The organism is Lysinibacillus sp. NPDC058147 (genome assembly GCF_042884205.1).
Lineage (GTDB): Bacteria > Bacillota > Bacilli > Bacillales_A > Planococcaceae > Lysinibacillus.
Genome location: NZ_JBHVUJ010000002.1, coordinates 747,167 through 769,634 on the forward strand (window position 1 = coordinate 747,167; position 22,468 = coordinate 769,634).

The 22,468-nt window shown below is 33.4% G+C and carries 27 protein-coding genes and 1 pseudogene; 5 read left to right on the top strand and 23 right to left on the bottom strand.

Annotation, left to right across the window (positions count from 1 at the left end):
• Positions 1-575: 575 nt before the first annotated feature.
• From ACFVT8_RS09165 to ACFVT8_RS09185, 5 genes are all read right to left on the bottom strand, one after another.
• Entirely contained in the window at positions 576-1,961 is a 1,386-nt protein-coding gene (locus ACFVT8_RS09165; RefSeq protein ID WP_387083294.1) for an alpha/beta hydrolase family protein, read from the bottom strand.
• Positions 1,962-1,990: 29 nt separating this feature from the next.
• On the bottom strand, positions 1,991-3,220 hold the full coding sequence (locus ACFVT8_RS09170; RefSeq protein WP_387083295.1) for an aminopeptidase: 1,230 nt from the start codon (positions 3,218-3,220) through the stop codon (positions 1,991-1,993).
• 508 nt (positions 3,221-3,728) lie between these two features.
• Positions 3,729-4,352, bottom strand: a complete 624-nt coding sequence (locus ACFVT8_RS09175; protein ID WP_387083296.1) for a GNAT family N-acetyltransferase — start codon at positions 4,350-4,352, stop codon at positions 3,729-3,731.
• Positions 4,353-4,380: 28 nt separating this feature from the next.
• Positions 4,381-4,965: a TetR/AcrR family transcriptional regulator gene (locus ACFVT8_RS09180; protein ID WP_387083297.1), complete on the bottom strand. Its 585-nt coding sequence runs from the start codon at positions 4,963-4,965 to the stop codon at positions 4,381-4,383.
• Positions 4,966-5,681: 716 nt separating this feature from the next.
• Positions 5,682-6,272, bottom strand: a complete 591-nt coding sequence (locus ACFVT8_RS09185; RefSeq protein WP_387083298.1) for an undecaprenyl-diphosphatase — start codon at positions 6,270-6,272, stop codon at positions 5,682-5,684.
• Positions 6,273-6,568: 296 nt separating this feature from the next.
• Between ACFVT8_RS09185 and ACFVT8_RS09190 the strand changes: the two genes are divergently transcribed.
• Entirely contained in the window at positions 6,569-6,973 is a 405-nt protein-coding gene (locus tag ACFVT8_RS09190; protein ID WP_387083299.1) for a glucosamine 6-phosphate synthetase, read from the top strand.
• Between the two features lie 84 nt (positions 6,974-7,057).
• Here ACFVT8_RS09190 and ACFVT8_RS09195 read toward each other — a convergent pair whose 3' ends face one another.
• Together ACFVT8_RS09195 and ACFVT8_RS09200 are read right to left on the bottom strand one after the other, a co-directional pair.
• On the bottom strand, positions 7,058-7,834 hold the full coding sequence (locus tag ACFVT8_RS09195; protein ID WP_387083300.1) for a class I SAM-dependent methyltransferase: 777 nt from the start codon (positions 7,832-7,834) through the stop codon (positions 7,058-7,060).
• Between the two features lie 209 nt (positions 7,835-8,043).
• Entirely contained in the window at positions 8,044-8,664 is a 621-nt protein-coding gene (locus tag ACFVT8_RS09200; RefSeq protein ID WP_387083301.1) for a TetR/AcrR family transcriptional regulator, read from the bottom strand.
• A gap of 154 nt (positions 8,665-8,818) precedes the next feature.
• Between ACFVT8_RS09200 and ACFVT8_RS09205 the strand changes: the two genes are divergently transcribed.
• Entirely contained in the window at positions 8,819-9,997 is a 1,179-nt protein-coding gene (locus tag ACFVT8_RS09205; RefSeq protein WP_387083302.1) for a YhgE/Pip domain-containing protein, read from the top strand.
• Between the two features lie 53 nt (positions 9,998-10,050).
• Here ACFVT8_RS09205 and ACFVT8_RS09210 read toward each other — a convergent pair whose 3' ends face one another.
• The 3 genes from ACFVT8_RS09210 to ACFVT8_RS09220 form a co-directional block, all read right to left on the bottom strand.
• Entirely contained in the window at positions 10,051-10,266 is a 216-nt protein-coding gene (locus ACFVT8_RS09210) for a hypothetical protein (protein ID WP_387083303.1), read from the bottom strand.
• A gap of 175 nt (positions 10,267-10,441) precedes the next feature.
• Complete coding sequence (locus ACFVT8_RS09215; protein ID WP_387083304.1) at positions 10,442-10,987, bottom strand: GNAT family N-acetyltransferase; 546 nt, start codon at positions 10,985-10,987, stop codon at positions 10,442-10,444.
• A 320-nt stretch (positions 10,988-11,307) separates the two neighbouring features.
• The gene (locus ACFVT8_RS09220) at positions 11,308-11,550 is read right to left on the bottom strand and encodes a DUF4318 domain-containing protein (RefSeq protein ID WP_387083305.1); all 243 of its coding nucleotides are present in this window, start codon (positions 11,548-11,550) and stop codon (positions 11,308-11,310) included.
• A 365-nt stretch (positions 11,551-11,915) separates the two neighbouring features.
• Between ACFVT8_RS09220 and ACFVT8_RS09225 the strand changes: the two genes are divergently transcribed.
• Positions 11,916-13,088, top strand: a complete 1,173-nt coding sequence (locus ACFVT8_RS09225; protein WP_387083306.1) for a multidrug effflux MFS transporter — start codon at positions 11,916-11,918, stop codon at positions 13,086-13,088.
• A gap of 80 nt (positions 13,089-13,168) precedes the next feature.
• Here ACFVT8_RS09225 and ACFVT8_RS09230 read toward each other — a convergent pair whose 3' ends face one another.
• Complete coding sequence (locus tag ACFVT8_RS09230) at positions 13,169-13,675, bottom strand: hypothetical protein (protein ID WP_387083307.1); 507 nt, start codon at positions 13,673-13,675, stop codon at positions 13,169-13,171.
• A gap of 101 nt (positions 13,676-13,776) precedes the next feature.
• Between ACFVT8_RS09230 and ACFVT8_RS09235 the strand changes: the two genes are divergently transcribed.
• On the top strand, positions 13,777-14,241 hold the full coding sequence (locus ACFVT8_RS09235) for an NUDIX domain-containing protein (protein WP_387083308.1): 465 nt from the start codon (positions 13,777-13,779) through the stop codon (positions 14,239-14,241).
• 49 nt (positions 14,242-14,290) lie between these two features.
• On the opposite strand, the gene ACFVT8_RS09240 is transcribed toward ACFVT8_RS09235, so the two are convergent.
• The gene (locus ACFVT8_RS09240; RefSeq protein WP_387083309.1) at positions 14,291-14,734 is read right to left on the bottom strand and encodes a GNAT family N-acetyltransferase; all 444 of its coding nucleotides are present in this window, start codon (positions 14,732-14,734) and stop codon (positions 14,291-14,293) included.
• Between the two features lie 24 nt (positions 14,735-14,758).
• Positions 14,759-15,076, bottom strand: coding sequence for a MazG nucleotide pyrophosphohydrolase domain-containing protein (locus ACFVT8_RS09245; protein WP_049667163.1), 318 nt, complete (start codon positions 15,074-15,076; stop codon positions 14,759-14,761).
• 140 nt (positions 15,077-15,216) lie between these two features.
• Here ACFVT8_RS09245 and ACFVT8_RS09250 point away from each other — a divergent pair, with 140 nt between their 5' ends.
• Positions 15,217-15,792 carry an LOG family protein gene (locus tag ACFVT8_RS09250; RefSeq protein ID WP_387083310.1) on the top strand — a complete coding sequence of 192 codons (576 nt, stop codon included), beginning with the start codon at positions 15,217-15,219 and terminating at the stop codon, positions 15,790-15,792.
• Between the two features lie 607 nt (positions 15,793-16,399).
• On the opposite strand, the gene ACFVT8_RS09255 is transcribed toward ACFVT8_RS09250, so the two are convergent.
• The 10 genes and pseudogenes from ACFVT8_RS09255 to ACFVT8_RS09300 all read right to left on the bottom strand — a co-directional run bounded on the left by ACFVT8_RS09255 (position 16,400) and on the right by ACFVT8_RS09300 (position 22,302).
• Positions 16,400-18,211 (bottom strand): ABC transporter ATP-binding protein, encoded by a 1,812-nt coding sequence (locus ACFVT8_RS09255; RefSeq protein WP_387083311.1) that lies wholly within the window; start codon positions 18,209-18,211, stop codon positions 16,400-16,402.
• 92 nt (positions 18,212-18,303) lie between these two features.
• A complete protein-coding gene (locus ACFVT8_RS09260) occupies positions 18,304-18,462 on the bottom strand; it encodes a hypothetical protein (RefSeq protein WP_387083312.1) in 159 nt (52 codons plus the stop codon).
• A gap of 51 nt (positions 18,463-18,513) precedes the next feature.
• Entirely contained in the window at positions 18,514-18,672 is a 159-nt protein-coding gene (locus tag ACFVT8_RS09265) for a hypothetical protein (protein ID WP_387083313.1), read from the bottom strand.
• 50 nt (positions 18,673-18,722) lie between these two features.
• Positions 18,723-18,881: a hypothetical protein gene (locus ACFVT8_RS09270; protein ID WP_387083314.1), complete on the bottom strand. Its 159-nt coding sequence runs from the start codon at positions 18,879-18,881 to the stop codon at positions 18,723-18,725.
• Positions 18,882-19,001: 120 nt separating this feature from the next.
• Complete coding sequence (locus tag ACFVT8_RS09275; protein WP_387083315.1) at positions 19,002-19,394, bottom strand: hypothetical protein; 393 nt, start codon at positions 19,392-19,394, stop codon at positions 19,002-19,004.
• Complete coding sequence (locus tag ACFVT8_RS09280; protein ID WP_387083316.1) at positions 19,385-19,858, bottom strand: hypothetical protein; 474 nt, start codon at positions 19,856-19,858, stop codon at positions 19,385-19,387. Before ACFVT8_RS09280 ends, ACFVT8_RS09275 begins: the two co-directional genes overlap by 10 nt.
• Positions 19,855-20,367 carry a MauE/DoxX family redox-associated membrane protein gene (locus tag ACFVT8_RS09285; RefSeq protein WP_387083317.1) on the bottom strand — a complete coding sequence of 171 codons (513 nt, stop codon included), beginning with the start codon at positions 20,365-20,367 and terminating at the stop codon, positions 19,855-19,857. Before ACFVT8_RS09285 ends, ACFVT8_RS09280 begins: the two co-directional genes overlap by 4 nt.
• Before the next feature lie 6 nt (positions 20,368-20,373).
• Positions 20,374-20,772: a hypothetical protein gene (locus ACFVT8_RS09290; RefSeq protein ID WP_387083318.1), complete on the bottom strand. Its 399-nt coding sequence runs from the start codon at positions 20,770-20,772 to the stop codon at positions 20,374-20,376.
• A gap of 26 nt (positions 20,773-20,798) precedes the next feature.
• Positions 20,799-21,263 carry a TlpA family protein disulfide reductase gene (locus ACFVT8_RS09295; protein WP_387083319.1) on the bottom strand — a complete coding sequence of 155 codons (465 nt, stop codon included), beginning with the start codon at positions 21,261-21,263 and terminating at the stop codon, positions 20,799-20,801.
• A 365-nt stretch (positions 21,264-21,628) separates the two neighbouring features.
• Positions 21,629-22,302: pseudogene (locus ACFVT8_RS09300) on the bottom strand (HAD family hydrolase).
• Positions 22,303-22,468 lie beyond the last annotated feature (166 nt).

Sequence of the window (22,468 nt, forward strand, 5' to 3'; positions counted from 1 at the left end):
ACGTCGTTTCTTGTATCACACGTGCAAGATTATTGATATACAGTACGGTGTGACAACAAAATATTATAAAGAACTAAAAAAAGAATCGTACGATTTGGAAAAGGTCTTTATGTTATTAATGTTCATAGTTATTGTTGCGATAATTTTATTCCGTTACTTTGTTTTCATCTTTACTTCGATAACAATTAAGATTTATGTCCATAATCTTTTACGCGTAAATGAACATATATATAAAAACCCTTTCTTATCAACGAAAGGGTTAAAATTATAAATATGTACATATATATTTACAGAGATAAATCAAAGTCAAACACAGTAATGACCATTTGATCATCTTGTCACTTCAATAAGCTATTAATGATTCTCAACTGTTTTCTTGCTCCATTATCGGCGCATGGATGGCAAGCACAGCTCCGTATTGTGAATCATTGGAAAGCTCAAATTGATTTTACCTGTTTCATATATTTGCTTCATTTTAGGAAAAAATTCTGGTGTTTCCTCTTTATCACCAATAGTTGAATTCCGATTGTACTTCATTTAATTTCAGAATATTTTTTAATGAAGTTAGTCTCTAGTTATCGGTTTATTTTAAAATTCACTTCCGGGTATTTGGTCGTCAGCCCTTTTAGGGTGGAGCCGTCGTCCTTCTGTTTTACATACTGGTCAAAAAATGCCAGGCTGAATTCGTTGATAATGCGATGAACTTCCTTTGGATCTTCACCTGGGCTCCGCAACAGAGGGGAAAACAAATGAAAATCAGTGAAGCTTGTATGGTCCGTATTGGGAATGACCATTGACATACCACCGCCAGCTAACCCACGTTCATTGCGAACCTTGTCTTTATAGGAATCTTCATCAGAATCTTCATTAATGTCTGCACTCATGAGCAGAAATGGTTTTCCAATCCCACTTTCAGGTAATACTTCCCCATATAATGTACCATCCATATCAATAGCTGCTTTGACACGAGAGTCTTCTGCAAGTATTTGTGCTGCGGTAGCCCCGCCGTAAGAGTGCCCAAACATTCCAATACGCGAGATATCAATCTTTCCTGTAAAGAAGCCAGTCTCATCGTTTTGATTAAGCTTCTCTAACTGGTCAAGTACAAAAGTGACATCTTCTTTCCATAATTTGATGTGGCGATCGCGTTCGTCAAAATCAGTTAAATTGAGGGACTGCGCGTAAGCAGTTCGACCATCTGGGAAGACGGTAGCTGCAGCATCAAATGTATGATCGATACCTAGAACAATATATCCTTGACTAGCCAACTCCTCAACTTCAAACGTGTTTTGATTACGAAAACCACTTAAACCATGGGAGAATACTAATATGGGATAATGATTCTCTGAGTCTGATAGTTTTACATCCTTAAACGAATGCGATTTTACCAAGCCCAGGTGGCTGAATGCAAATGCAGGAATGGACAATGCATTTTCCAGTCCCTTAGCAAGCTCTGTCATGTTCCCAATATAAGGTTCTCGATTCCCATTACTTTTTTCATCAGCTGCAGGATACCAAATTTGCACCATCAGTTCACGTCGGTCGGTTGGATTTTTCGAATATGGTTCACTTCTCTGATAATCGACCCAATGATATAGTTTCGTACCGACCATATGTGGGCCAGTTGGTTCTTCAAATGAAAATACTGGCATTAGTAAGGGTAACGTAACTGCTACAGAAATATAGATGAACAATAACAAAGACTTAACTATGAATATACTCCTGTTTCTGAACCCCTTTTTCCGCTCAGCTGATAAATAGCATATAATCAAGATAACTGGGGATAAATAAGCTGGAATCATCTGCCATCTAAAACCTTCTGCCAATAGCTGCATTATAACCATTCCAATAGCAACCAAAGATGCTAATTTGGACCACTTTTTCGTTCCCCTGCCTACTAACAGTATCCAACTCAATAGACTAAAATTTACAACTAACAAAACAACTTCCCAGAAATTCATTGGCCCACTCCTTTCTTCCTATCAAAAGCTTAAAATGCCCAGCTACCTTTACGGAAAATTGGCTCTACAGTTCCATCTGGTAAAATACCATCGATGTCCATCTCACCGCTGCCAATCATAAAGTCCTCATGTGTTACTGAAATATTTGCACCTAACGCTTCAAGCTGATCGTTTTCTAAATCTCTTCCACTTTCTAAGCAAGTTGGATAAGCTTTACCAATTGCTAAATGGTTCGATGCATTTTCATCAAACAATGTATTAAAATATAAAATCCCCGATGCTGAAATTGGTGATTCATGTGGTACAAGTGCTACCTCACCTAAATAGCAAGAGCCTTCATCCACATTAATTAGCTCCTGTAATAAATCATGTCCTGACTGTGCTTCAGCTTTAACAATTTTTCCTTCTTCAAATGTCAGTTTAAAGCCATCGATAATATTCCCTTGATAAACTAATGGTTTTGTATTGCTTACATAGCCATTTACACCTTGTTTCATCGGTAACGTATAAACCTCTTCTGTCGGCATATTAGCCATAAAGATCGTATCATCTGGCGTTATGCCACCTCCCGTAATCCATTTATGCTGTGGTGCTAATGCAATTGTTAAATCAGTACCTGGCGCTGTATAGTGAAGCTTCGCATATTTTTTATTGTTTAGTAGGACCGCACGAGATTCTAAATTTGTTACATGTTCACGCCATTTTTCAACAGCATTGCTTTCACCGATACGAACAGCTTTAAAAATAGCCTCCCATAATGCTGGTACTTGATCCTCAGCTGCTAAGTTCGGGAACACCTTCGATGCCCACTTGGATGAAGGAACGGCTACCATCGACCAAGCTATTAAATCCTTCATTACTGCGTTGCGATTGTTTCTCAGAGCAGCTCCTGCTACCTTTTGATAGGTAGCTAGACGATCTGCTGAAATACCTGTAAATTTATCAGGGTCTGCAGCATCTATCATTAATAGTGCTCCTTTACGTTCAATCAGCTCATCATTCATTTTGACTATCCATTCTGGGAAACGATTAAATTCTTCATCTGAGGCATGCTCAAAGTAAGCACGATCCATCTCATCATCTGATAAGTTAACATGAACACGTCCTGCCCCAGCCTTATAAGCCTCTTTCACAACTCTACGAGCGAAATCCAATGCATCCACAGATGTATTGACTAATAAGTATTGCCCTGGTTGAATATTGACACCGACTTTTACCAAAAGTTCTGCATATGCTTGTAATTTTTCTTCAAAAGTCATATTATTTACCTCGCTTTTGTCTAATTGTTTATTATTACCTTAAAGATAAACATTTACTTTATTTAAATGAATAACTGTTCCCTTACAATTTGAAATATTATCTTCTAAATTGTAACTATAGAAGTTCCTTTAATGTTTTTCCTAAACATGAACACTAAATCTCGAATTAAACCATGGAAATCATTTGCTTATTTGCGTTAAGAGTATGATGGAAAAGAATTTCGGTTTACCTAACTAAATTAGTTAGGTAATTGTTATTATAAATCTCACTCATTTCTTCCCAGTTTCTTTTATGCGTCTACGCCTGACTATAACACTCTTTAATTTTAGATTACCTTTAAACCAATAATCATCATTGTACCTTTCATAGTAAAGAGTCTCTGGTACACTGCTGATACTTGGATATTGCGCTGTTTTATAAAGATAAAAACCATATGGAGTGATTGCATTGTTTTTGATTAAAACTCACTTAATCTTTAATATAAGAAGTAATAAGGTACAACTTTTTTTATAAACGGTTGCAAGGTTCTACATTTTTGACCATTTTGTACAACGATAACTTTGGTTTATTGATTTCACCTGTAATCTGGTAGCCTATCCTCTGATACAATTTAATGGCAAGTTGGTTCTCTTTCTTTACCGTCAGAGAGCATTTGGAAAATCCTTGCAGGGAAGCCTGTTCCTCGGCAAACTCAAGAAGTCTGGTACCTATCCCCAGTCCCCGACTTTCGGGCAATAAGGCGATTGTTCCGATGTGAAACTCATCATCTTCTCCCTCCTTCATAGTAATCATGGAATAAAACATTTTGATATTCAGAATGTTATAAACAACATGACCAAGCTTTCGGAATGAAAGCAGCTGTTTAAAAGTGGGCCAGGCAAGACGATTTAAAACGGGTATGGGATAGCAAGTAATCATCCCTAAAGTTTTCCCGTCCATTTGAGCTTCATAAGAGTATTGATGACTAAAACGGTTGTTCCCCTGCCGCCATAGCGTACAAAATGTCTCTTCGACTGTGTTCTTCTCCTCAGATCCTGCAAGTGGAAACGCCATGTATTCCAATGCCATTACATTTAGCTGGGCGCCGACCATGGATTGATGAACAGCCTTTACAATAGAGATTTGATTCATTTCCTAACACTCCCTTTCTCTTTCTAAATTATTGATGTAAATTATCATCCTTAGCTTTGAAACCATAATAAAACGTATTTAAAACAAGCGCTGCAGCAGATTTTTTAGCCACATTTCCTTCATGTACCTGTTCCCAGGTATGGAAAAGCAGGGCATAAAGCGTATTCAAAATCCATTCGCTGCTAACCGTTTGCTGAAAGTAACCTCTTTGTTGTAACAGCTCAATAACGCGTCGTATGGGTTCCCTTAGCTTCTCTTCGGCTTCACCTAATTCTTTGTTGTTAAATACAGATGCATCATGACCTAGAAAATAGATTTTGTCACCTAAAGGGATTAACGCTTCAATGAGTTCCGGGATATAGTTTTCGCTTCTTTCCTCATCCAGTGGAATCTGGTTTACGGTATCACTTACCAGTTGTATAGCCCGATGGCCCAAGAACAGCATCAATTTCTCTCTGCTTTCGACGTAGCGATGGAGTGTAGCAATGCCAATACCGGCATATTCCGCAATTTCATTCATCGAAGCAGTAGGATTTTCAACAAGCAATATAGTAGCCGCATCAAGAATTGAATTAAATCTCGCTTCCTTCAACGCTGACAAGCCTTTTTCCATTGTTAATCTCTCCCTTATTTGTATAAAGTAATTATTTTTGATAGATAAATGTATCATTTGATATCAATATAAACCATTTAATACAAATTATCAAGCCATCGAATGTATTTTTTTCTATTTTTTACAAAATCATTTTTAGTAAATAAAAAATCCATTTTAATAAAGAGATTAATCAAAATGGATTCTTTTCTTTTTGAATGAACATTCCTTTAAAATTTTGATCAATTAAATGAACCTTCTTCAAATAACCACCTGCTAGTTGAACAAAACACCTTAACTCTACCATCTACAGTTTTTATTAAATTTTTATAATTCACTACCAATCTTAAAACATAGAAAAAAAAGACTAGCTAGGCTAAATTAGCTTGGCTAGTCTTCTTCTATTATGCAGCTATTGGATTGGCAACACGTCCAAGTTTACTGTCAATCCTTTAATAAACTAAGTCTTTACAGGTAGCTGTTGTAACTAAACCATAATAAATCTCATACGGTATTTTATGGAAATAGTCAATAACACGTTCTCATGAAAATATCTGATAATATTTCTTTATAAATTCTGCACCACAGACGGGATATTTTTGATGTGTGGGAACATCCTGCTTGTCCAATGTAGTAAATGCAGATAGCAAAGAGTTATACTTATTGTTAACAAAATAAAGAGCCGCATTAAAATGCGACTCTCCATTTTTACATTATTAATTTTCCTGACTTAAATCTTACTGGCCGAATTTGGCTAAAAAAGGGATACGTTTCGTTAGTTTGTTATAGATAGTGAATAGGGCTTGAACGACCGGCTCCAATATTTTGGAGAACTTGATAATGACAAAACTTGCCCCTAATGACAGAAGGGCTCCACCAATTACGTCGGCTGGATAATGTACTCCGACGAAGATACGCGAAATACCTACTAAGATGGCCCATACTAATACAGGATACTTCCACGAGTCTTTTCGTAAAAGTAACGTCCATGCTAGGGAGAATACTAATACTGAATGATCACTTACAAACGAAGAATCATCAGCATGTGGTACTAACTGATGAACATCATATGTAATGAATGGTCGTGGATGATAGGAGAATACGTGAATGAGTGCGTTTAGACCCAATCCAAGTAAACATGTAAAGACAATGTATATTGCAGTATATTGTTTTTCAGTTCTTTTTCCTTTGTTTGCAGTAAACCATAAAAATAACATAAATACGATTACGACATATGGAACGCTATCAGTGATGAAAATCATCCCTTTATCTAGTAAAGGATAGCGACCAGCTATATCATTTATCCATTGAAATATTTCATAATTCATTTTTAAATCTCCTTGCTTTTAATTTCTCATAAAATTATTGTTTTTCAAACATGCGCTAATACCAGTTGAGTACTTGCTTACCCTTTCATACATGACGTCATCATAAGCCTCATAGTTTCTTTTATTTACAAAAAAATACCCGTTCATCAACAAACTAAAGGGGAAACAGTAAAAATCTATCTCTCTCCCAAAATCGTTTTCTACAATATTGAACCGCAAACTAGAAAATATTATAGTAAGCTAGCAAAAAACGGTATAAAGATGATAAAATATTTTAATAAAGGGGGGCTTCAAATATGGGGAAATTAAGCAAAAGGAACATACTGTGGATAGTGCCTATCGGAATATTAGGGGTATTCTGGTACTTTTACGGTCCACAAAAGGACATTACAGATAATGAATATATTACATATGTAAAAAACTATTCATTCGAAAATAGTAGTAAATCTTTAGAAACAGGTTTTGCCAATGCTTGTAAAAATCCGTACTGGGTGTATTTCGAAACTCAAAAAGGACAGGACGTTGTTGAATTTAAAGGAGACTGTCCTATCAATAATAAAACCACAAAAGTGAATGTTCAATTTTTAGTTGATCGTGATAAGACAAATGTGAGGTACGGTGCAATGCTCGTCGATAATAAAATGCAAGAGGAAGCAGATCGAGATAAATACCTTCTAGCTTTAGTAGGAGCGAATAAATAGTTAAAAGCTCTCGTTCTAACTGCGAACGAGAGCTTCATTTTATTGAATCGGCGGATATACACTCAGCACTTGATAAAATATTGATTATTTCACCGCTTTCCAAATGGTCCATCTGTCCTTTTCAACTACAGAACCCTCAGTTGAAATAGACTTATCAATATATTTCACTAATTCATTTAATTCTTCATCGTCTAACTCGTGCAAAATACTTCTGCCTGTTCTATCCCGTAAATCTTTTAACAATTGCGCTTTATGTTCATACACATTTCTTATTTCCCATAATTTCACTTCTTCAATCTCGCTAAACCCAATTGACTTTAGTGTCTCCATCACTAACTCACTACTATGTCTGCGTTTAATTTCTTGTTCCTTTAATTTTGGGAAACACTCAAAGAAATAGCCTCTAATATGTTGGTCATCACCTTTTAATAAACAATCTTCAGGTGTACGGTCTTGGATAATATAAACTCCTTTATCCTCCAAAATTCTGTATGCCTCTTGAAAACAAGCCTTTAAATCTTGAATATGATGAATTAAAGCTCGTTCCAGTACTAACTGGAAGCTGTCATTGTCCAAGCGTGTAGCCAATGCATTTCCTTGCTTGAAAGTAATATTATGATAGTCTTTACAGTTTTCTTTAGCACCAACGAGCATAGTCTGTGAGAAATCCACACCTATTACAGAAGGTACACCCATATCTGCTAATGCTTTCGAGTAAATGCCTCCGCCACAACCAATATCTGAAGCCTTCGAAGTATTCATGAAAGGGACAAGTTCTTTCATTGCTTCCATCCACGAGTGGTCAGCCTGTCGAGTTGTATAAGTAGTTTGATTGTCCTTATTGTGAAAATCAATGCCCATCTTCATCACTCTTTTCTGTTTTTTATACCAATCTTTATGGATTTTCTTACTAACATTATTTTACAATCATTCAACACATAAGTAAAATCAATGTTAATTATTGATTTTCATAAGTTTTTGTTATCGCAAATTAACAGGAATGCTGAAAATATCGTTGGATTTTCAATGATTTAAATGTTACCTATATTCAAGTGCTTCCTTATCTCCTACTACTCACTATCTTTTTCAAAAATTGAACGTAATCCACTAGCTTCAAAGGTTCCTTTTAGCATTGTTTCCATCAACATAGTGGCGATTTCCTCTGGTAATTGTTGCGTATCATGTTGTAGCCAGTACGTTATAACTCCTAAAATTGCATTTGAGTTATACGCTAATATTAATTCGATTGGAAACCTCCATTTGCTTTTATCTATACGATTAACTAGAAAAGTATTGAAATATCTCACAAAAAACTGTCTCATTTTTTCATGAAAAAAAGGATCACCATTTGGACCTAAAATTAATTTTAAAAAATCAGCTTCTTCATAAAATACATGTAAAATTCTGATCATTACAGGTAATCGTTCATCTAAAAACTGATTGACATCCAACTCTAAATTTGTAGTTTCATCTAAAATGACGTTGAATTTTTCAAAAATTTCGTTCTCGTACTGTTCTAATAAATTGTATTTATCTACGTAATGTAAATAAAAAGTACCGCGGTTAATATTGGCACGATCCGTAATATCTCGAACCGTGATGGCTTCAAAATTCTTTTCAGAAAGCAAAGAGAAAAATGCTTGTTTAATTTCATTTTTCGTTCGTATAATTCGTCGATCTGTTTTTGACACGGAGTCATTCCTCCCTTTTAATGAACACATTTATTTTTATGTTGAGTATTGAACACTTTGCCTACATTTGATTATAGGAAGTAATTTTTTTAGAGTATATAATCAAACATAGAAATAATCAACACGATGTACATTATCTGAAAGGAGAATTTTCATGAAAGAAAATAAGTTTTTCGGTATAGCGTTTGTTGCTGTACTCTTATTATCCTTCATTTTTGTAGCAACACAAATCCCTGGAGCCCATTCATCACCTAAAGATCTTCCTATTGGTCTTGTTCTTGAGGATGAAGGCAATATGGGGCAAACTTTTGTCGAGATGATTCAGAAAAATTCTCAAGCAACAAAAGAATCGCCCTTTAAATGGGTAGTAATAAAAAATGAACAGGAAATGAAAGAAAAATTAGCGAATCAAGAATTGTACGGAGCTATTTATATCCCTAAAGATTTTTCTGAAAAGTATGCTTCATTTCAAACGCCCACACCAACATCAGCAATGCTTAAAATTTATATAAACCAAGGGAAAAATGCAAACGTTGCAAATATAGTTACACAAGCTTTATCTACAATGGTCGAAAAAATGAATGACAATGTCAGTGCCCAATTATTTGCGGTTACTGAAAAAAATAATATCCCGTTAAATGCTAATCAAGCACTTACTTATTCAAAGCCTATACAAAGTGAAATAGTCAATGTACATGAAACCGGTAAATTAAGCAATGCACCACTTTCATTCTTCCAGCCTATTTGGATGAGTAGTTTAATCAGTGCTATTCTTTTATGGTTTACTGGAAGAAAACGCAAGTTTAATTCTGTAATGGAGCAACTTAAATTCCGAGGATTCCAGGCTTTGATTGCCATGGTCATTGGTTTATTTGGAGGATATTTATTAACTTGGTACACTACTTGGATGCTGGATTATGAATTTGCAGATTTTAACCATGTTGCCCTATTTTTATCACTAACTTGCGCAACATTTATATTATTAATACTAGCTATCACTACATGGATTCAATTTGCGAGTCTACCAATCTTCGTTCTTTTAATGTTCTTTGGTTTACCGCTTCTACAAATCGCACCAGAAATGTTGCCTAGTTTTTATGCTGACTGGATCTATCCATGGCTACCGTTCCGCTTTATGTTTGAAGGATTAAAGGAGATTCTTTTCTATGACGGAGAACTTTGGGGCAATGCTGCTGTAACATTATGCTGGATGGCTGTTGTAAGTATTTTAGTATTACTTCTATCTGTAGTAAAACGTAATTTCTATAAAGTAGAAGATTCACCAAAAGGAATAAGTTCTGATTTGGAAGAGGGAAAATTTAAGATCGATTGAAGCCAAACAAAAAACTCATGCAATTATTTTTTGCATGAGTCTTTTAATTTTATTTATTTTGAATCTACGGACTGGATAATATTTAGTTCAAGAATTCGAATTTCTTTATTAAGCTTAGCAATGGCCGCTTCTATTTGTTCAAAGCGCTCCAACTGACTTTTACTGACATTGTGCGTAGGTACCACTTCTTTTAACGCTTCCTGCCCTGCATATAAAATTTCAAGTAAATCTAACTTTTCTAAATAAGCTGCGCTATATTGTATTTCCATTCTCCGTAAGCTCCTTATTGTTACTTTTTCACTACTAATATAAATACTAGCCTCTACTAGCACTATAACCGAAAAAAGTAAGCTCAAAACCACGCCTTAGTTACCATTTATTAACCAATAAAAGGTATATAAAGATGCCAGAAAAATATTTTCGTAGGTTAATGGGATTTATTCTCTAGAAGGTGTATTCCTTATCTTTTTTTAATACGGAATAAACAAATGTATCGTGTGCCTGGCCATTTTGATACATATAATCTCGAAGAATCCCTTCCTTTTGAAAACCTACTTTAGAAAGCAGCTTATTTGAGGCTTCATTTTCTAAATATACAACAGCTCCAATACGAGTTAACCCCATATGCTCAAAGCCATAGGACACAATTTCGGTAACCGCTTCTTGAGTATATCCTTTTCTCCAATTATCAGGATGAATTTCATAACCGATTTCTGCTCGTCTATGAACAGGCGACCAAGCATTAAAACCAATTGTCCCGATTATCCCCTTTGTTTCCCTTCTTTCAATTCCCCATCTTATTCCTCTTTTTTCGGCAAAGTTCTTTGAAAATAATTTCACTAAATTTTCTGCTTGCTGTATCTCTTTAAATGGCTCTTGTCCATAATAGCGAGTGACATCTTCATTAGAAAAGCAATTAAAGACACTTTCCGCATCATTCTGCGTCAGCTCTCTTAAAATAAGTCTTTCTGTCTCTAAATTAGGAAACATTGATTCTCCCCCTTTACTATCATCTATTCTCCAAACTTCCATTAAAATCCTTTAATTGTATTTGAAAGTAATGGGAGAAAGATAAAAATCATAGGGTAACAGCATGTTTTGAGACTTATTCATTTTTCCGTTTTCTATACTTTTTGGGACGAGGTTGGTTGATTAGTCCTGACTTTATTGTACAATTACAGTTATTTTATTGCCCATAGCTAAAAGCTGCCCTTCTGTTAGTGTGGGGTATTTTAAAGCGCACAAAAAATAGTAGTACAAACCATAGCATAAATGTGTACTACTAAAGTAAGTATGTTTTTACATGTTACTTATATCTCAATACAAGATATATAATACCCTCCACGTGCCATTCGTATTTCAACACGATAAAGTGTATTGTCTAAATAAAAAGTAATTGGCTTTATTTTACTTTCAAATTTTAGTTGCTCTTTAGACTCGGTTGCATATTTTTCTATAGCCACACAAATACTTTGTACGGATGGATAAATCAATGCTTCATCTAGCTCAATAATAAAACTTTTATTTACTATTTTTTTGAAAAAATCTTTCATTTCTTCATTTCCCTTCTACTATAATTTAATTTTAGCTAATCAACACATTCATTATATTAATTTAATTCATATATTCCATGATTATGTAAATACCATACCATTTGCTAAATGATTTTCAAAATCATTTTTTCTGATTTTTAAACATAACCCAAAGTATGATAGCAGTTGAAAATATTTCTATATATACCTTTTAAAAATAGCAGATATATGTATAATAGAAGCTAGACTATGCACTCCTACTTTAAGCATATTTAGGTGATTGAAATGACATCTTATGAACGAATACTTATAATGGTCCCGCCGTTTCCCTAGCTACGTCTACTCTTTTCTAAAGAAGTAGATTTTGCTTGTAGGAGGGCAATAAGTTGAAAAAACATGTAGCACCATCTTTACTATTAATGATTGTTCTTGTAGCTTTTCCACAGATTAGCGAGACAATCTATACACCATCTCTACCTGATCTTTCAGACGCTTTGAATGTTTCCAATAGCGCTGTTCAGTTAACCTTAAGTATTTATTTTATAGGGTTTGCAATTGGAGTCTTTTGTTGGGGATGGTTATCTGACTTTATTGGACGAAGACCGGCTATGCTAGGCGGTTTAATTTTTTATAGTATTGGAAGTTTCATGTGTTTTTACGCGGAAACTATCACTTTTCTATTAGTTAGTAGATTCATTCAAGCTTTTGGGGCGGCGACAGGCTCGATAATTACGCAAACCATTTTGCGAGAAAGCGTGTCTGGCAGTAAAAGGCATGCGATGTTTGCCCAAATTTCTGCAGTGATTGCCTTTACGCCTGCAGTAGGGCCACTGATTGGTGGCTGGGTTGATCAAGCACTTGGCTTTAGAGCTGTTTTCTTTGTGCTCGTTGCAATGAGTATTTTGTTGTTTATCTACGCTTATTTCAGACTTCCTGAAACAACAGATAAATCAACGAGAAAAAGAATTGCTATTTTCCCAGTTGTAAGACGTATTATTTCATCCCCACGAGTACTTGCCTTTGGACTGCTGATTGGTGGGATAAATGGTGTGTTATTCAGTTACTATGCTGAAGCTCCCTTTATCTTTATTGACCATTTCAATTTATCACCAGGTCTTTATGGATTTCTTGGCATAATTGTGGCTCTTGCCTCTATTATTGGTGCCATGATTTCCAAAAGACTTATTAACAAATATCAGCCAGAAAAAGTAATCCATCTCGGTTGTCTTGTGATGACTTTCGGTGCTTTATTACTATTAATCGTTAGTACATTACCATTGCCTAATATCGTCTTACTAATAAGCATTTTAGTAACCATTTTTATAACGTTATTAGGATCAGGGATTGCTCTACCTAACTGCTTAAGCCTCGCGCTTGTTAACTTTCAGGACGTTATCGGGACGGCTGGCGCAATTTTCAGCTTAGGCTATTACTTACTAGTAAGCGTTATAACATCAGGTATGAGTTTCTTGCATAATGGTTCATTGATGATTATGCCACTATATTTCTTCATCCTATCGATGATACTGTTATTATTCGGAAGAAAGTTTATTGTGTAAAATATTGTAGCGGGAATATATATAATCAATAGCACTTCCTTTATCGGCCACCCTATATATCTACGAGGGTGGCTGCTTCTTTACTGAAAATAATAATTGACTACCTCTTCAGCCGAATGAAAAATGATATTGCTTTGAGTTTTATAAATAAACTTTGGTGAAGTACAAGCTTTTTCGAGACTTTTTGCGTACTTTAATGTATCTGTCATTTGCTCGATAATCTCAGAGTATCCATCGAGATTATTGGAAATTTTCGGCATCATTGTATCAGAAATGTCTAAAACAATGGAAACTTGATCTTCCGCAAAATTATTTAAATTAATGAAAAAACACTCCTCCAAATCTTTCGAATGCTTGTCAACATTAATAACTGCTTCACTATATTTTGCGATTAACCCAGTAGATGTCACTGTAATCGTAAAGCCTTGTTCGGTTAGTTTTTTATTAATGGCATCTAACAATGTATTGACTTCCGTATCCATTAATGGCGTTACAGTTGTCTGGATTAATTGATCACAATTTTGATGTATAGTATCAATTTCTGCCTGGTTATCAACAAGTAATTTAAAGTTTGATATCGAGTACACACTAAATCTCCCCTTTATTATAAGGTTGACATTCGGGCGTTTTTTTAGTCATCTTTGAGCTATATATTTTTACAATAAAAATCGAATTTAGGAGGATTTACATGCAAATAAGAAATTCTGTTAAAGCATTAATTATAGAGAATGACAAAATTTTACTAACAAAAAATCAAGATGTAGAAGGCAACTTTTATCTTTGTCCTGGTGGCGGACAGGAACATGGAGAGACTTTTCACGCCACTTTACTAAGGGAATGCATAGAGGAGATTGGCTGTTCAGTTGAAATCGGAGAGCTACTTTTTATTCGTGAATATGTAGGGAAAAACCATGAGTATGCATCTTTTGACTTTAATGTTCATCAAGTAGAGTTTTATTTTGCTTGTCAGTTAATTCAAGGGGAAAAAACGAACTTTCAGCCAACAAATCCTGATAGTCATCAAATTGGATTAGAATGGGTGACGATTAAAGACTTATCTAGCTTTCGACTTTATCCAAAAGAATTAAAAAAGTATCTCCAGCAATATTGTAGCGGTCAAGTAACTCCCATCTATTTAGGAGATATAAATTAATAAATGGTAAAGGCTGTCGTAACGAAATATTGTGACAGCCTCACTTAATTTAAACTAGATGTTTTACCATTGTAAAGTAGCTACTACCAGGAGGATAATCTTTTATTTCACCCACAACTTGATAACCCCTAGCCTCATAAAACGTACGTGCTTGAAAGTCATATGTAGTTAACAATGCTTTCGTAGCACCCATTTGCTTGGCTGTTTCTTCAGCTTTCGCTAGTAACTTTCCACCAATGCCTTTTCCTCGGTATTCTTTACTAAACCAAAACTTATTGATTTCTACCCAACCCCAATATACCTCAGCAGTGATACCGCCAATCCATTGCTGTTGATGATCCGTTACGATTAAGTTTAACGGACGAACAGAACCCTTTTGTCTACTTTCTTTATGATACGGTGAATGTTCATTGTTGTACTCTCTAATCTTTGCATTTAAAAACGTAGTAAAGTCATCATGATTTTTTAATAAAATCTCAACTTGATAATCCATAGGAATCCCCTTTCCATATGTACTCTATGCTTTATAACGCTCCATTAGCTTTTCTTGGTGAGCTGAAAAAATTTCTTCCAATGAAATATCATATTTATTAGCGATAACAATAATATTCCCTAAAACATCACCAAGCTCCTCTACTAATTCCTGCTTATTTTCTTCATATGTTTGAATCTTTTCATCAGGTCGATCTCTACCAATCTCTAACGCACGTATGGCTCTTGCTACTTCCCCAGTTTCTTCAGCTAGGAAGCCAATACGCGTAAAAATACTTAAATCAGACCAACCACGTGTATCATAATAATCCTTCACCCATTTTTGAAACTCATTTAATTCCATTTCTATTTCCTCCATTTCTTTCCTTTCGAAATTAAATTATACTATAAAAGTGAAACATGAATCAGGGGGTTTTTTCATCCCTGCTTAAAGTTCACTATCCGTTAATACGGAAAGAACTTATCAGATATGGAGGAACAATAATGGATAGTATTGCAGTATTTTGCGGATCAAGCATCGGAGCTTCTGAAGCATATAAAGAAGGAGCTATTCTTCTAGGAAAAGAATTAGCAAAACGTAATATTACCTTAGTTTATGGCGGTGCGAGTGTTGGTGTGATGGGAACAGTTGCAGACACGGTTCTTCGTGAAGGTGGTAAGGTGATTGGCGTTATTCCGACGTTGTTAGAGGAACGTGAAATTTCTCATAAGAATTTAACAGAACTAATTGTCGTCAATTCTATGCATGAACGTAAAAGCAAAATGATGGAACTAGCTGATGGCTTTATTGCTTTACCTGGAGGACCTGGTACGTTAGAAGAATTTTTTGAAGTATTCACTTGGAATCAAATCGGTCTCCTGCAAAAGCCTTGTGGTCTTTTAAATATCAATCATTATTACGATTTACTCATTGGGTTATTTGATCATATGCAAAACGAACAATTTTTACAAGCCCAATATCGAAATGCCCTACTTATAGATGAGGACGTTGTGGGACTATTAGATAAATGTGCAGCCTATGTTCCACCTAAAGTTAAAACTTATCAAACTAATAAATGAATAAATATAGGAAATTGTATTTGATTTGATTTAATCAATTTTTCCTTCGGGATAATTCCGTCCGGAGGATTTAACTTTTATATTCAAAAAACAGCTGAACATATGCTTCAGCTGTTTTCTATGTTCCATTATGCTAATGAAATGGAGTGTCCTATTAAATAAAGTAGGCTCTGAACCCGAAAATCTTTCAATTCAGTAGTGAGCCGATCTGCCTTCGGATAATATTCTTTCACATCAGTTGTTTTGACGATATCTTCAGCGTGATAGGAACCTAAGCTTCCAACGTTGGTTCGACATTGTTGAAGCTTCAGGAGTTGAAATATCCTTCCACAGCTTCGCGTTGTTGACTAAGTTTCTTCCGGCTTTACTTCTTCAATTTTAGGTCCTTCCTTTGTATATCCTGTTAATTTAAACACTTACAAATAGTCCTGTATATGCTATTTTCATTAACTTCATAAGTCGGCTCCTTCTATAATTGGAAAGTCTCGTACCAAACACAAACCTATTTTTCTCTTAGCACTAAACCTAGTTAGTTAGATAGCAACAATCTTCAAGAAAACAGCCATTATTTTTGTTCGATATGCTCCAATGTCAATTGATAGAGTTATTAGTTGTATTCAAATTCTTTTTGTTTATACCATTTAGCTTGCATATTAAATAGTTCTGTATATTCCCCATTTAATAATATCAATTCATCATGTGTCCCTTGCTCGACGAGTTCTCCATCTTTCATTACGAGAATTACATCCGCATTTATACAACTTCCCAAACGATGTGTAACGAAAATTGAAGTTTTCCCTATTGAGATATCTAAAAATTCTTCAATAATCTTTGCTTCACTAACAGGATCTAAAGCTGCAGTTGGTTCATCCAGTATAATAATCGGACTATCTTTAAACAACGCCCTACTTAGTGCTATTTTTTGCCATTCTCCTCCAGAGAGTTCTCTTCCATGCAAAGTGGCGCCGACATTATCACTTATTTCTAAATCATACTTATGTAATAAATCAGAGGTTCCAGTTCTTTTAATAACTTTTATTAGTTTATTCTCGATTTCATCATTTAGGTCATTAGTTAAAGCGATATTTTCATGTATCGACATTTCATATTTCAGAAAATCCTGAAAAACAGCACTAAAAAATTTCTCTCTTATTTCTTTAGTGAGAGGTTCTTCATTTAATAAAACTTCACCATCTACGGTTGAATATAAGCCCGTTAAGCATTTGACTAATGTGCTTTTCCCTGAACCATTTCTACCTACAATAGCTACCTTCTTTCCAGCAGATATTTCGAATGAGATGTTTTTCAAGACAAGGTGTTCATGATTTGGATAGGAAAAAGAAATATTATCCACTCGTATACTTTCAAAATTTCTCATTCCACTATTGTATTCCAAGTTTGATCTCTCCGATGGCACAGTGTCTTTAAATACGTAATAATCATTAAGAGTAAGAGAATCTCTAAAAATTTTACCCAATGCTGACGCAAGCTGATAGCTAATATTTATTGAATTTGAAAGAACTTGAGATAAGGCAACAAATTTACCTATAGTAATTTTTTTTGTTAAAACATAAAACCCTATTAAGCTCAAAAAAACTAAATTCAGAAAGAAATGCAGCAAACTAACCGTAAATAGCTTCCTACTATTTTTTTTCTCCAAGCTATATTGTTCATCACTAACTTGCCAAAATAATCCCTTCCATTTTGTAAGTAAATATGGACTATGTTTAAAAATGCGTAATTCCTTTGCAACCTCTTTAGATTTAAATAATGATTCGAAGTAATCTATTTTCCTAGTTTTTAATATTTGACTTATGAACTGTTCATAATCTGATTTTGATGTATATATATTGATTCCTATTAAAAGGATGACTATAAAAAATAAGAAAAGAGCGATAGACCAATGGATTACATAAAGGCTTATAACAAATCCAATAAATGTAATGCTTGATTGTACAAATGAACGTACCTCTTGTAAATATACACTTGACCCTTTACCTATTCCTGTAGTAGCTTTTTCTAATGAATTATAGTAATCGAGATCATCATAGTAAATTAGTGGAATATTAGTGCAAATCGAAAAGGTTTCATTATTAAAATAATATTCCATTTTTTGGTATAATCGAAAATTTATTATCTTATCTATATAATTTATGCCTTCCATTACTACTAAATATAAAAACTGCATAAAAATGAAAAAAAAGGGTGTTGCAGAAATAACCGAATCGTTTAGGTCATTAATAAGTGAACTAACTGTTTTTTCAGTTAAATATATGAAAATTAAAGGGGAAATTCCTTTTAACAAAGTTAGAAAAAGTGTAATTATAAGATAGAAAGGAGAAACTTTATGAGAAGTTGATATTGTATTTATGGTTACAGAAATTATTATCCTACTATGATAGATGATTTTCTTAATCATATCAAAACCTCCGCTAGACACTGTTTTAGGTATGTTTCCATATGTAAAAAATTCTTCTCCAAGGAATTTAGAGAAGAATTTTTCTGAGCATATTAGCAACAACCTACATATTCATCTGCAGTACATTTTGCTCCCGATGCATATGTGTACTCTTTTTTTTGCCATTCTAATTTTTTAGATCCACCGCAAGAACCTTGGCAAAAAGTAGCACCTATATTTCTTTCTACATTCCATCCTCCTGGACATGCCATATTAATCACCTCCTTAAAATTAAATTTTTTAGAACAGACTTTCTGAGCATATTAGCAACAACCTACATATTCATCTGCAGTACATTTTGATCCCGATGCATATGTATACTCCTTTTTCTGCCATTCTAATTTTTTAGATCCGCCGCAAGAACCTTGGCAAAAAGTAGCACCTATATTTCTTTCTACATTCCATCCTCCTGGACATGCCATATTTATCACCTCCTTTAAATTAAAATTTTAGAACAGACTTTCTTAGCGTATTAGCAACAACCTACATATTCATCTGCAGTACATTTTGATCCCGATGCATATGTGTACTCCTTTTTTTGCCATTCTAATCTTTTAGATCCACCGCAAGAACCTTGGCAAAAAGTAACACCTATATTTCTTTCTATATTCCATCCTCCTGGACATGCCATATTTATCACCTCCTTTAAATTTAGCGCAAATTTTTCTGAACATTTTTTTACAACAGCCTTTATAAACAGCTTCAATTCAAGTTGTACTTGTACTAGGCAGAACTGTAACAAAGAGTGAACTTATTGTTCGTCTATATATAACGGATATTTGAATAGTTGTTTATTATTAGCATATATAGAATATTCATAGTTTCCACTGATATAAACAGGAAATCTAATCTCAACTGCTCCATCTATTCCTGGTAACATTTCAGGTGACCTAAAATTACTTAGGTCAGGTAATACAGCTTCATATACAATTTCACCTGAAGGATCCGAAACTCTAATTTCACATAAACAATCTTCTAATAAAATTTCTTTTGAAAATATGAATTTAGAATACACATATGTAATTAATACCGTTGGAAAAGTAGGAACAGAAACTCTATTTAATACATTATGAATCGTATGTTGTTTAACAATAGGATCAAATTCTACTTTTTCGGCGATTAATATTTGACAATTTATATCCATGCTTTTTTTCCTTTCACATTAAAGTTTTTATCTTCTAAAGCTTCAATACATTGTAATATTGCTAATGCATTAGAATGTTTAATCAATTTACCTTTTGCAGAGTCATATAAAATAAGCTCATAATTATTGTCATACAAAAAATCTGTCTTTTTGGTATGAACTACATAATGATTTAACCATTTTTCTTTTCTAGTATTAAATAACCAAGTAGGTGAATTTAAAAAAATATGACACTTCATTTCAGTAGTACAGAGAAATTCATCCAATTTTTTAAAATCAATTGAATCATAATTAATTAATAAAATTTTGTATTCTAAAGTCTTATCAAGTTTCAAATCTAAGTTTGAGAAGAAATTCTTAAGAACTTTTAAATCATTGGCATGTGCTTTTTTTTTGATATAAACAGTACATGACAAACCAAACAAAAGAATTAAAATAAGTAATAAAATAGAGAGTGCAATCATATGTAATTAACCTTCAACTTTTTAATTTGGATTAATAAATTATAGAAAATAATTATTATGAATATTATTAAAAACAAAACCATTTCCAATCTAAATGTTAAATCATAATTAGGTAAGAAAAATTGAATAATTAGTAAACCCAATAAAACGAAATTTCTAAATAAAGGATATTTATTCATAAACTCCATATCCCCAAAGCATCCACAACTACTTTTTGCGTTTTTCTCTTGTTTTCTCTTTTTCAAAAGTATTATGCAAAAAAATATTAATAAAAAAGCACAGAAGATATTCTTTTTAAATCCAAATAAATTAAAAGCAAAGCACAAAGAGATCACTAATTCTGTTAATAACAAAATATAACTAGATAGTTTTACGAGGTATCTATTCTTTAAAATATTATACGAATAGATCTCACAACTCGTACTAAATATTGACTGAATTTTCATATAAAAAGAAGATATAAATACACAATATATCGTCAAATTAATAACTAAAGAAAAGTAATGCAACTAAAATTACCTACTTTCTTCAATAAAACTATTTACCTCTTCAATTGTTTCAATTGACACTATTTCCAATATTTTTCCACCCGCTTCAACAAGCATCAAACTAGGAGTTTCTAAGATTAAATTATGAAATGAATCGTATTCAATGGATAAAACAGGGAAGGAATATTCAAACTCTTTAACAATTTCTTCATTATCTAACTCAGTTCCATCTGTTAACAAAGCAAACCCCTGGCTGATATTCCCTAATTTCGGTAATAAATCAATGCAAATTTTACAGTATAAAGATACGGAACAAACAACAAATTTATTATTGAAGGTATGACCTTCTAAAGAAAACGGAAATTCCTTACCAACACTTAACGGTTCCATACCATCTACAACTTCAACTTCATGTCTATGGTTCATGAACATTTCCTTTAGACTTTTAATATCTAACACTCCAATCTATGTATTATTTTTAATAATGTTTTTTCAAGCTGATCAAACATATCATCCATATAACCTAATTCTGTATAAATAACTTGTCCTAATTTATTCAATAGAAAGATACTCGGTACCCCATAGACATTAAATTCTCTTTCCATTGTTCTCTTAGAAATTTTGTAGACACTCGTATTATTATTATAGAATTTTTGTAAAAATTCTACATTTTCCACAGAGCTATCAAATAAAACTATCGAATTTGTATATGGGTGCTTCTTTAAAAAATCTTTAAGTTCTTCAATAACTGGTAAACACCCTTTACAAGATGTACTAAAAAAGCAAACTAGGAGATAATCATCCAGGTAATCATATAGTTTCTCATTATTCCTGGTGTCAATAGTACCATTTTTTATAATATCTCCTATCTGTAAATCTTCGTAACGTTTTAGAAAACGTAGATTATTATCATTCATAAGGCACCTCATAATCCGACTTTATATTTCCAATTATACCAATATATTACATAAAATTACAAGTCCTTTTCTTAAAATTTCCCAAAAAATTAAACCATTTAGTTCATTAATTTCCAATATAATCTATTTTAGTCTAACAGAACCATGGTAATATTTTCAATAATGATATTAAGTTCTTTTTTATATTTATCTATAGTGAATAATGTATAGATAATATTTAATATGGTAAGAAAAGGTTTTAATTTATACTCAAAGGCAATATTTTCTACATGAAAAATCGCTATGATCCTATTGGAACATAGCAATTTTATTTGCTGTAATGAATACATAGAAGTGATAAAAGACATACACTCATTTAATATCTCCTAAATCAGCATGTCCTGTGCAATACCTTTAAAATATCTTGAATTTTCTATCAAATTATCAATGATGAAATCCGCTTCAACACTTTGCCATGCATCATTTCGTTTCCAAATAGTCGTCATCCCTACTTTTTAGCAGCTTCCACATCATTGAAAGGAAGATCCCCAACGTAAATACTTTCAATAGCTGTTACTTTTAGCTTAGATAGCGCTCGATCAAATATTTCTGCATCCGGCTTTTTGATACCCTCCCATTCAGAGATAAGAATCACGTCAAAAACATCTTCAATTCCTAAAGCTCGTATATTATCTAATTGAAATTGCCCATAACCATTTGTAATCATGCCAAGTTTTAAGCCTTGCTTTTTCAAATTGTGCAACAAGCTATGTAAGTTAATAAATGGAATTCAAGAATGCTTAAATTCCTGCAGGTAATCCTCTAACATGGCTTTTGGAGATAACCCAATCGATAATTCTTTGACTAATTGTTGATATACTTTATCTTTCCATACATAACCATGATTATCTAGCTCAATAAAGCGTTGGACAAAGTTCTCTTTTAAAATATGCGTTAGATTCCGCTTTAATCGCTCATATTGTTGTTCAATAAAAAAGCGAACAGAACTGTCACGATCTAACAATGTTCCATCTAAATCAAAAATCACCGCTTGAATCATTAGTTTACATCCCCTTCGTTTAAATTTTTATCCTACAACCCTTTTCGTTTTTCACTGCCACTACAGTTATCAACTTCAAGACCATGTGATAATATGCGTTAGCTTAAATTCTACAAAGTCAATTGTGGCTTGTTTTACTGAATTCTTTTCTCATGCAACTATTTAA

Bases quoted from the DNA above. Each gene is read 5' to 3' on its own strand.
- ACFVT8_RS09165 (WP_387083294.1), bottom strand. From the start codon at position 1,961: ATGAATTTCTGGGAAGTTGTTTTGTTAGTTGTAAATTTTAGTCTATTG.
- ACFVT8_RS09170 (WP_387083295.1), bottom strand. From the start codon at position 3,220: ATGACTTTTGAAGAAAAATTACAAGCATATGCAGAACTTTTGGTAAAA.
- ACFVT8_RS09175 (WP_387083296.1), bottom strand. From the start codon at position 4,352: ATGAATCAAATCTCTATTGTAAAGGCTGTTCATCAATCCATGGTCGGC.
- ACFVT8_RS09180 (WP_387083297.1), bottom strand. From the start codon at position 4,965: ATGGAAAAAGGCTTGTCAGCGTTGAAGGAAGCGAGATTTAATTCAATT.
- ACFVT8_RS09185 (WP_387083298.1), bottom strand. From the start codon at position 6,272: ATGAATTATGAAATATTTCAATGGATAAATGATATAGCTGGTCGCTAT.
- ACFVT8_RS09190 (WP_387083299.1), top strand. From the start codon at position 6,569: ATGGGGAAATTAAGCAAAAGGAACATACTGTGGATAGTGCCTATCGGA.
- ACFVT8_RS09195 (WP_387083300.1), bottom strand. From the start codon at position 7,834: ATGGGCATTGATTTTCACAATAAGGACAATCAAACTACTTATACAACT.
- ACFVT8_RS09205 (WP_387083302.1), top strand. From the start codon at position 8,819: ATGAAAGAAAATAAGTTTTTCGGTATAGCGTTTGTTGCTGTACTCTTA.
- ACFVT8_RS09210 (WP_387083303.1), bottom strand. From the start codon at position 10,266: ATGGAAATACAATATAGCGCAGCTTATTTAGAAAAGTTAGATTTACTT.
- ACFVT8_RS09215 (WP_387083304.1), bottom strand. From the start codon at position 10,987: ATGTTTCCTAATTTAGAGACAGAAAGACTTATTTTAAGAGAGCTGACG.
- ACFVT8_RS09220 (WP_387083305.1), bottom strand. From the start codon at position 11,550: ATGAAAGATTTTTTCAAAAAAATAGTAAATAAAAGTTTTATTATTGAG.
- ACFVT8_RS09235 (WP_387083308.1), top strand. From the start codon at position 13,777: ATGCAAATAAGAAATTCTGTTAAAGCATTAATTATAGAGAATGACAAA.
- ACFVT8_RS09240 (WP_387083309.1), bottom strand. From the start codon at position 14,734: ATGGATTATCAAGTTGAGATTTTATTAAAAAATCATGATGACTTTACT.
- ACFVT8_RS09245 (WP_049667163.1), bottom strand. From the start codon at position 15,076: ATGGAATTAAATGAGTTTCAAAAATGGGTGAAGGATTATTATGATACA.
- ACFVT8_RS09250 (WP_387083310.1), top strand. From the start codon at position 15,217: ATGGATAGTATTGCAGTATTTTGCGGATCAAGCATCGGAGCTTCTGAA.
- ACFVT8_RS09255 (WP_387083311.1), bottom strand. From the start codon at position 18,211: ATGATTAAGAAAATCATCTATCATAGTAGGATAATAATTTCTGTAACC.
- ACFVT8_RS09260 (WP_387083312.1), bottom strand. From the start codon at position 18,462: ATGGCATGTCCAGGAGGATGGAATGTAGAAAGAAATATAGGTGCTACT.
- ACFVT8_RS09265 (WP_387083313.1), bottom strand. From the start codon at position 18,672: ATGGCATGTCCAGGAGGATGGAATGTAGAAAGAAATATAGGTGCTACT.
- ACFVT8_RS09270 (WP_387083314.1), bottom strand. From the start codon at position 18,881: ATGGCATGTCCAGGAGGATGGAATATAGAAAGAAATATAGGTGTTACT.
- ACFVT8_RS09275 (WP_387083315.1), bottom strand. From the start codon at position 19,394: ATGGATATAAATTGTCAAATATTAATCGCCGAAAAAGTAGAATTTGAT.
- ACFVT8_RS09280 (WP_387083316.1), bottom strand. From the start codon at position 19,858: ATGATTGCACTCTCTATTTTATTACTTATTTTAATTCTTTTGTTTGGT.
- ACFVT8_RS09290 (WP_387083318.1), bottom strand. From the start codon at position 20,772: ATGAACCATAGACATGAAGTTGAAGTTGTAGATGGTATGGAACCGTTA.
- ACFVT8_RS09295 (WP_387083319.1), bottom strand. From the start codon at position 21,263: ATGAATGATAATAATCTACGTTTTCTAAAACGTTACGAAGATTTACAG.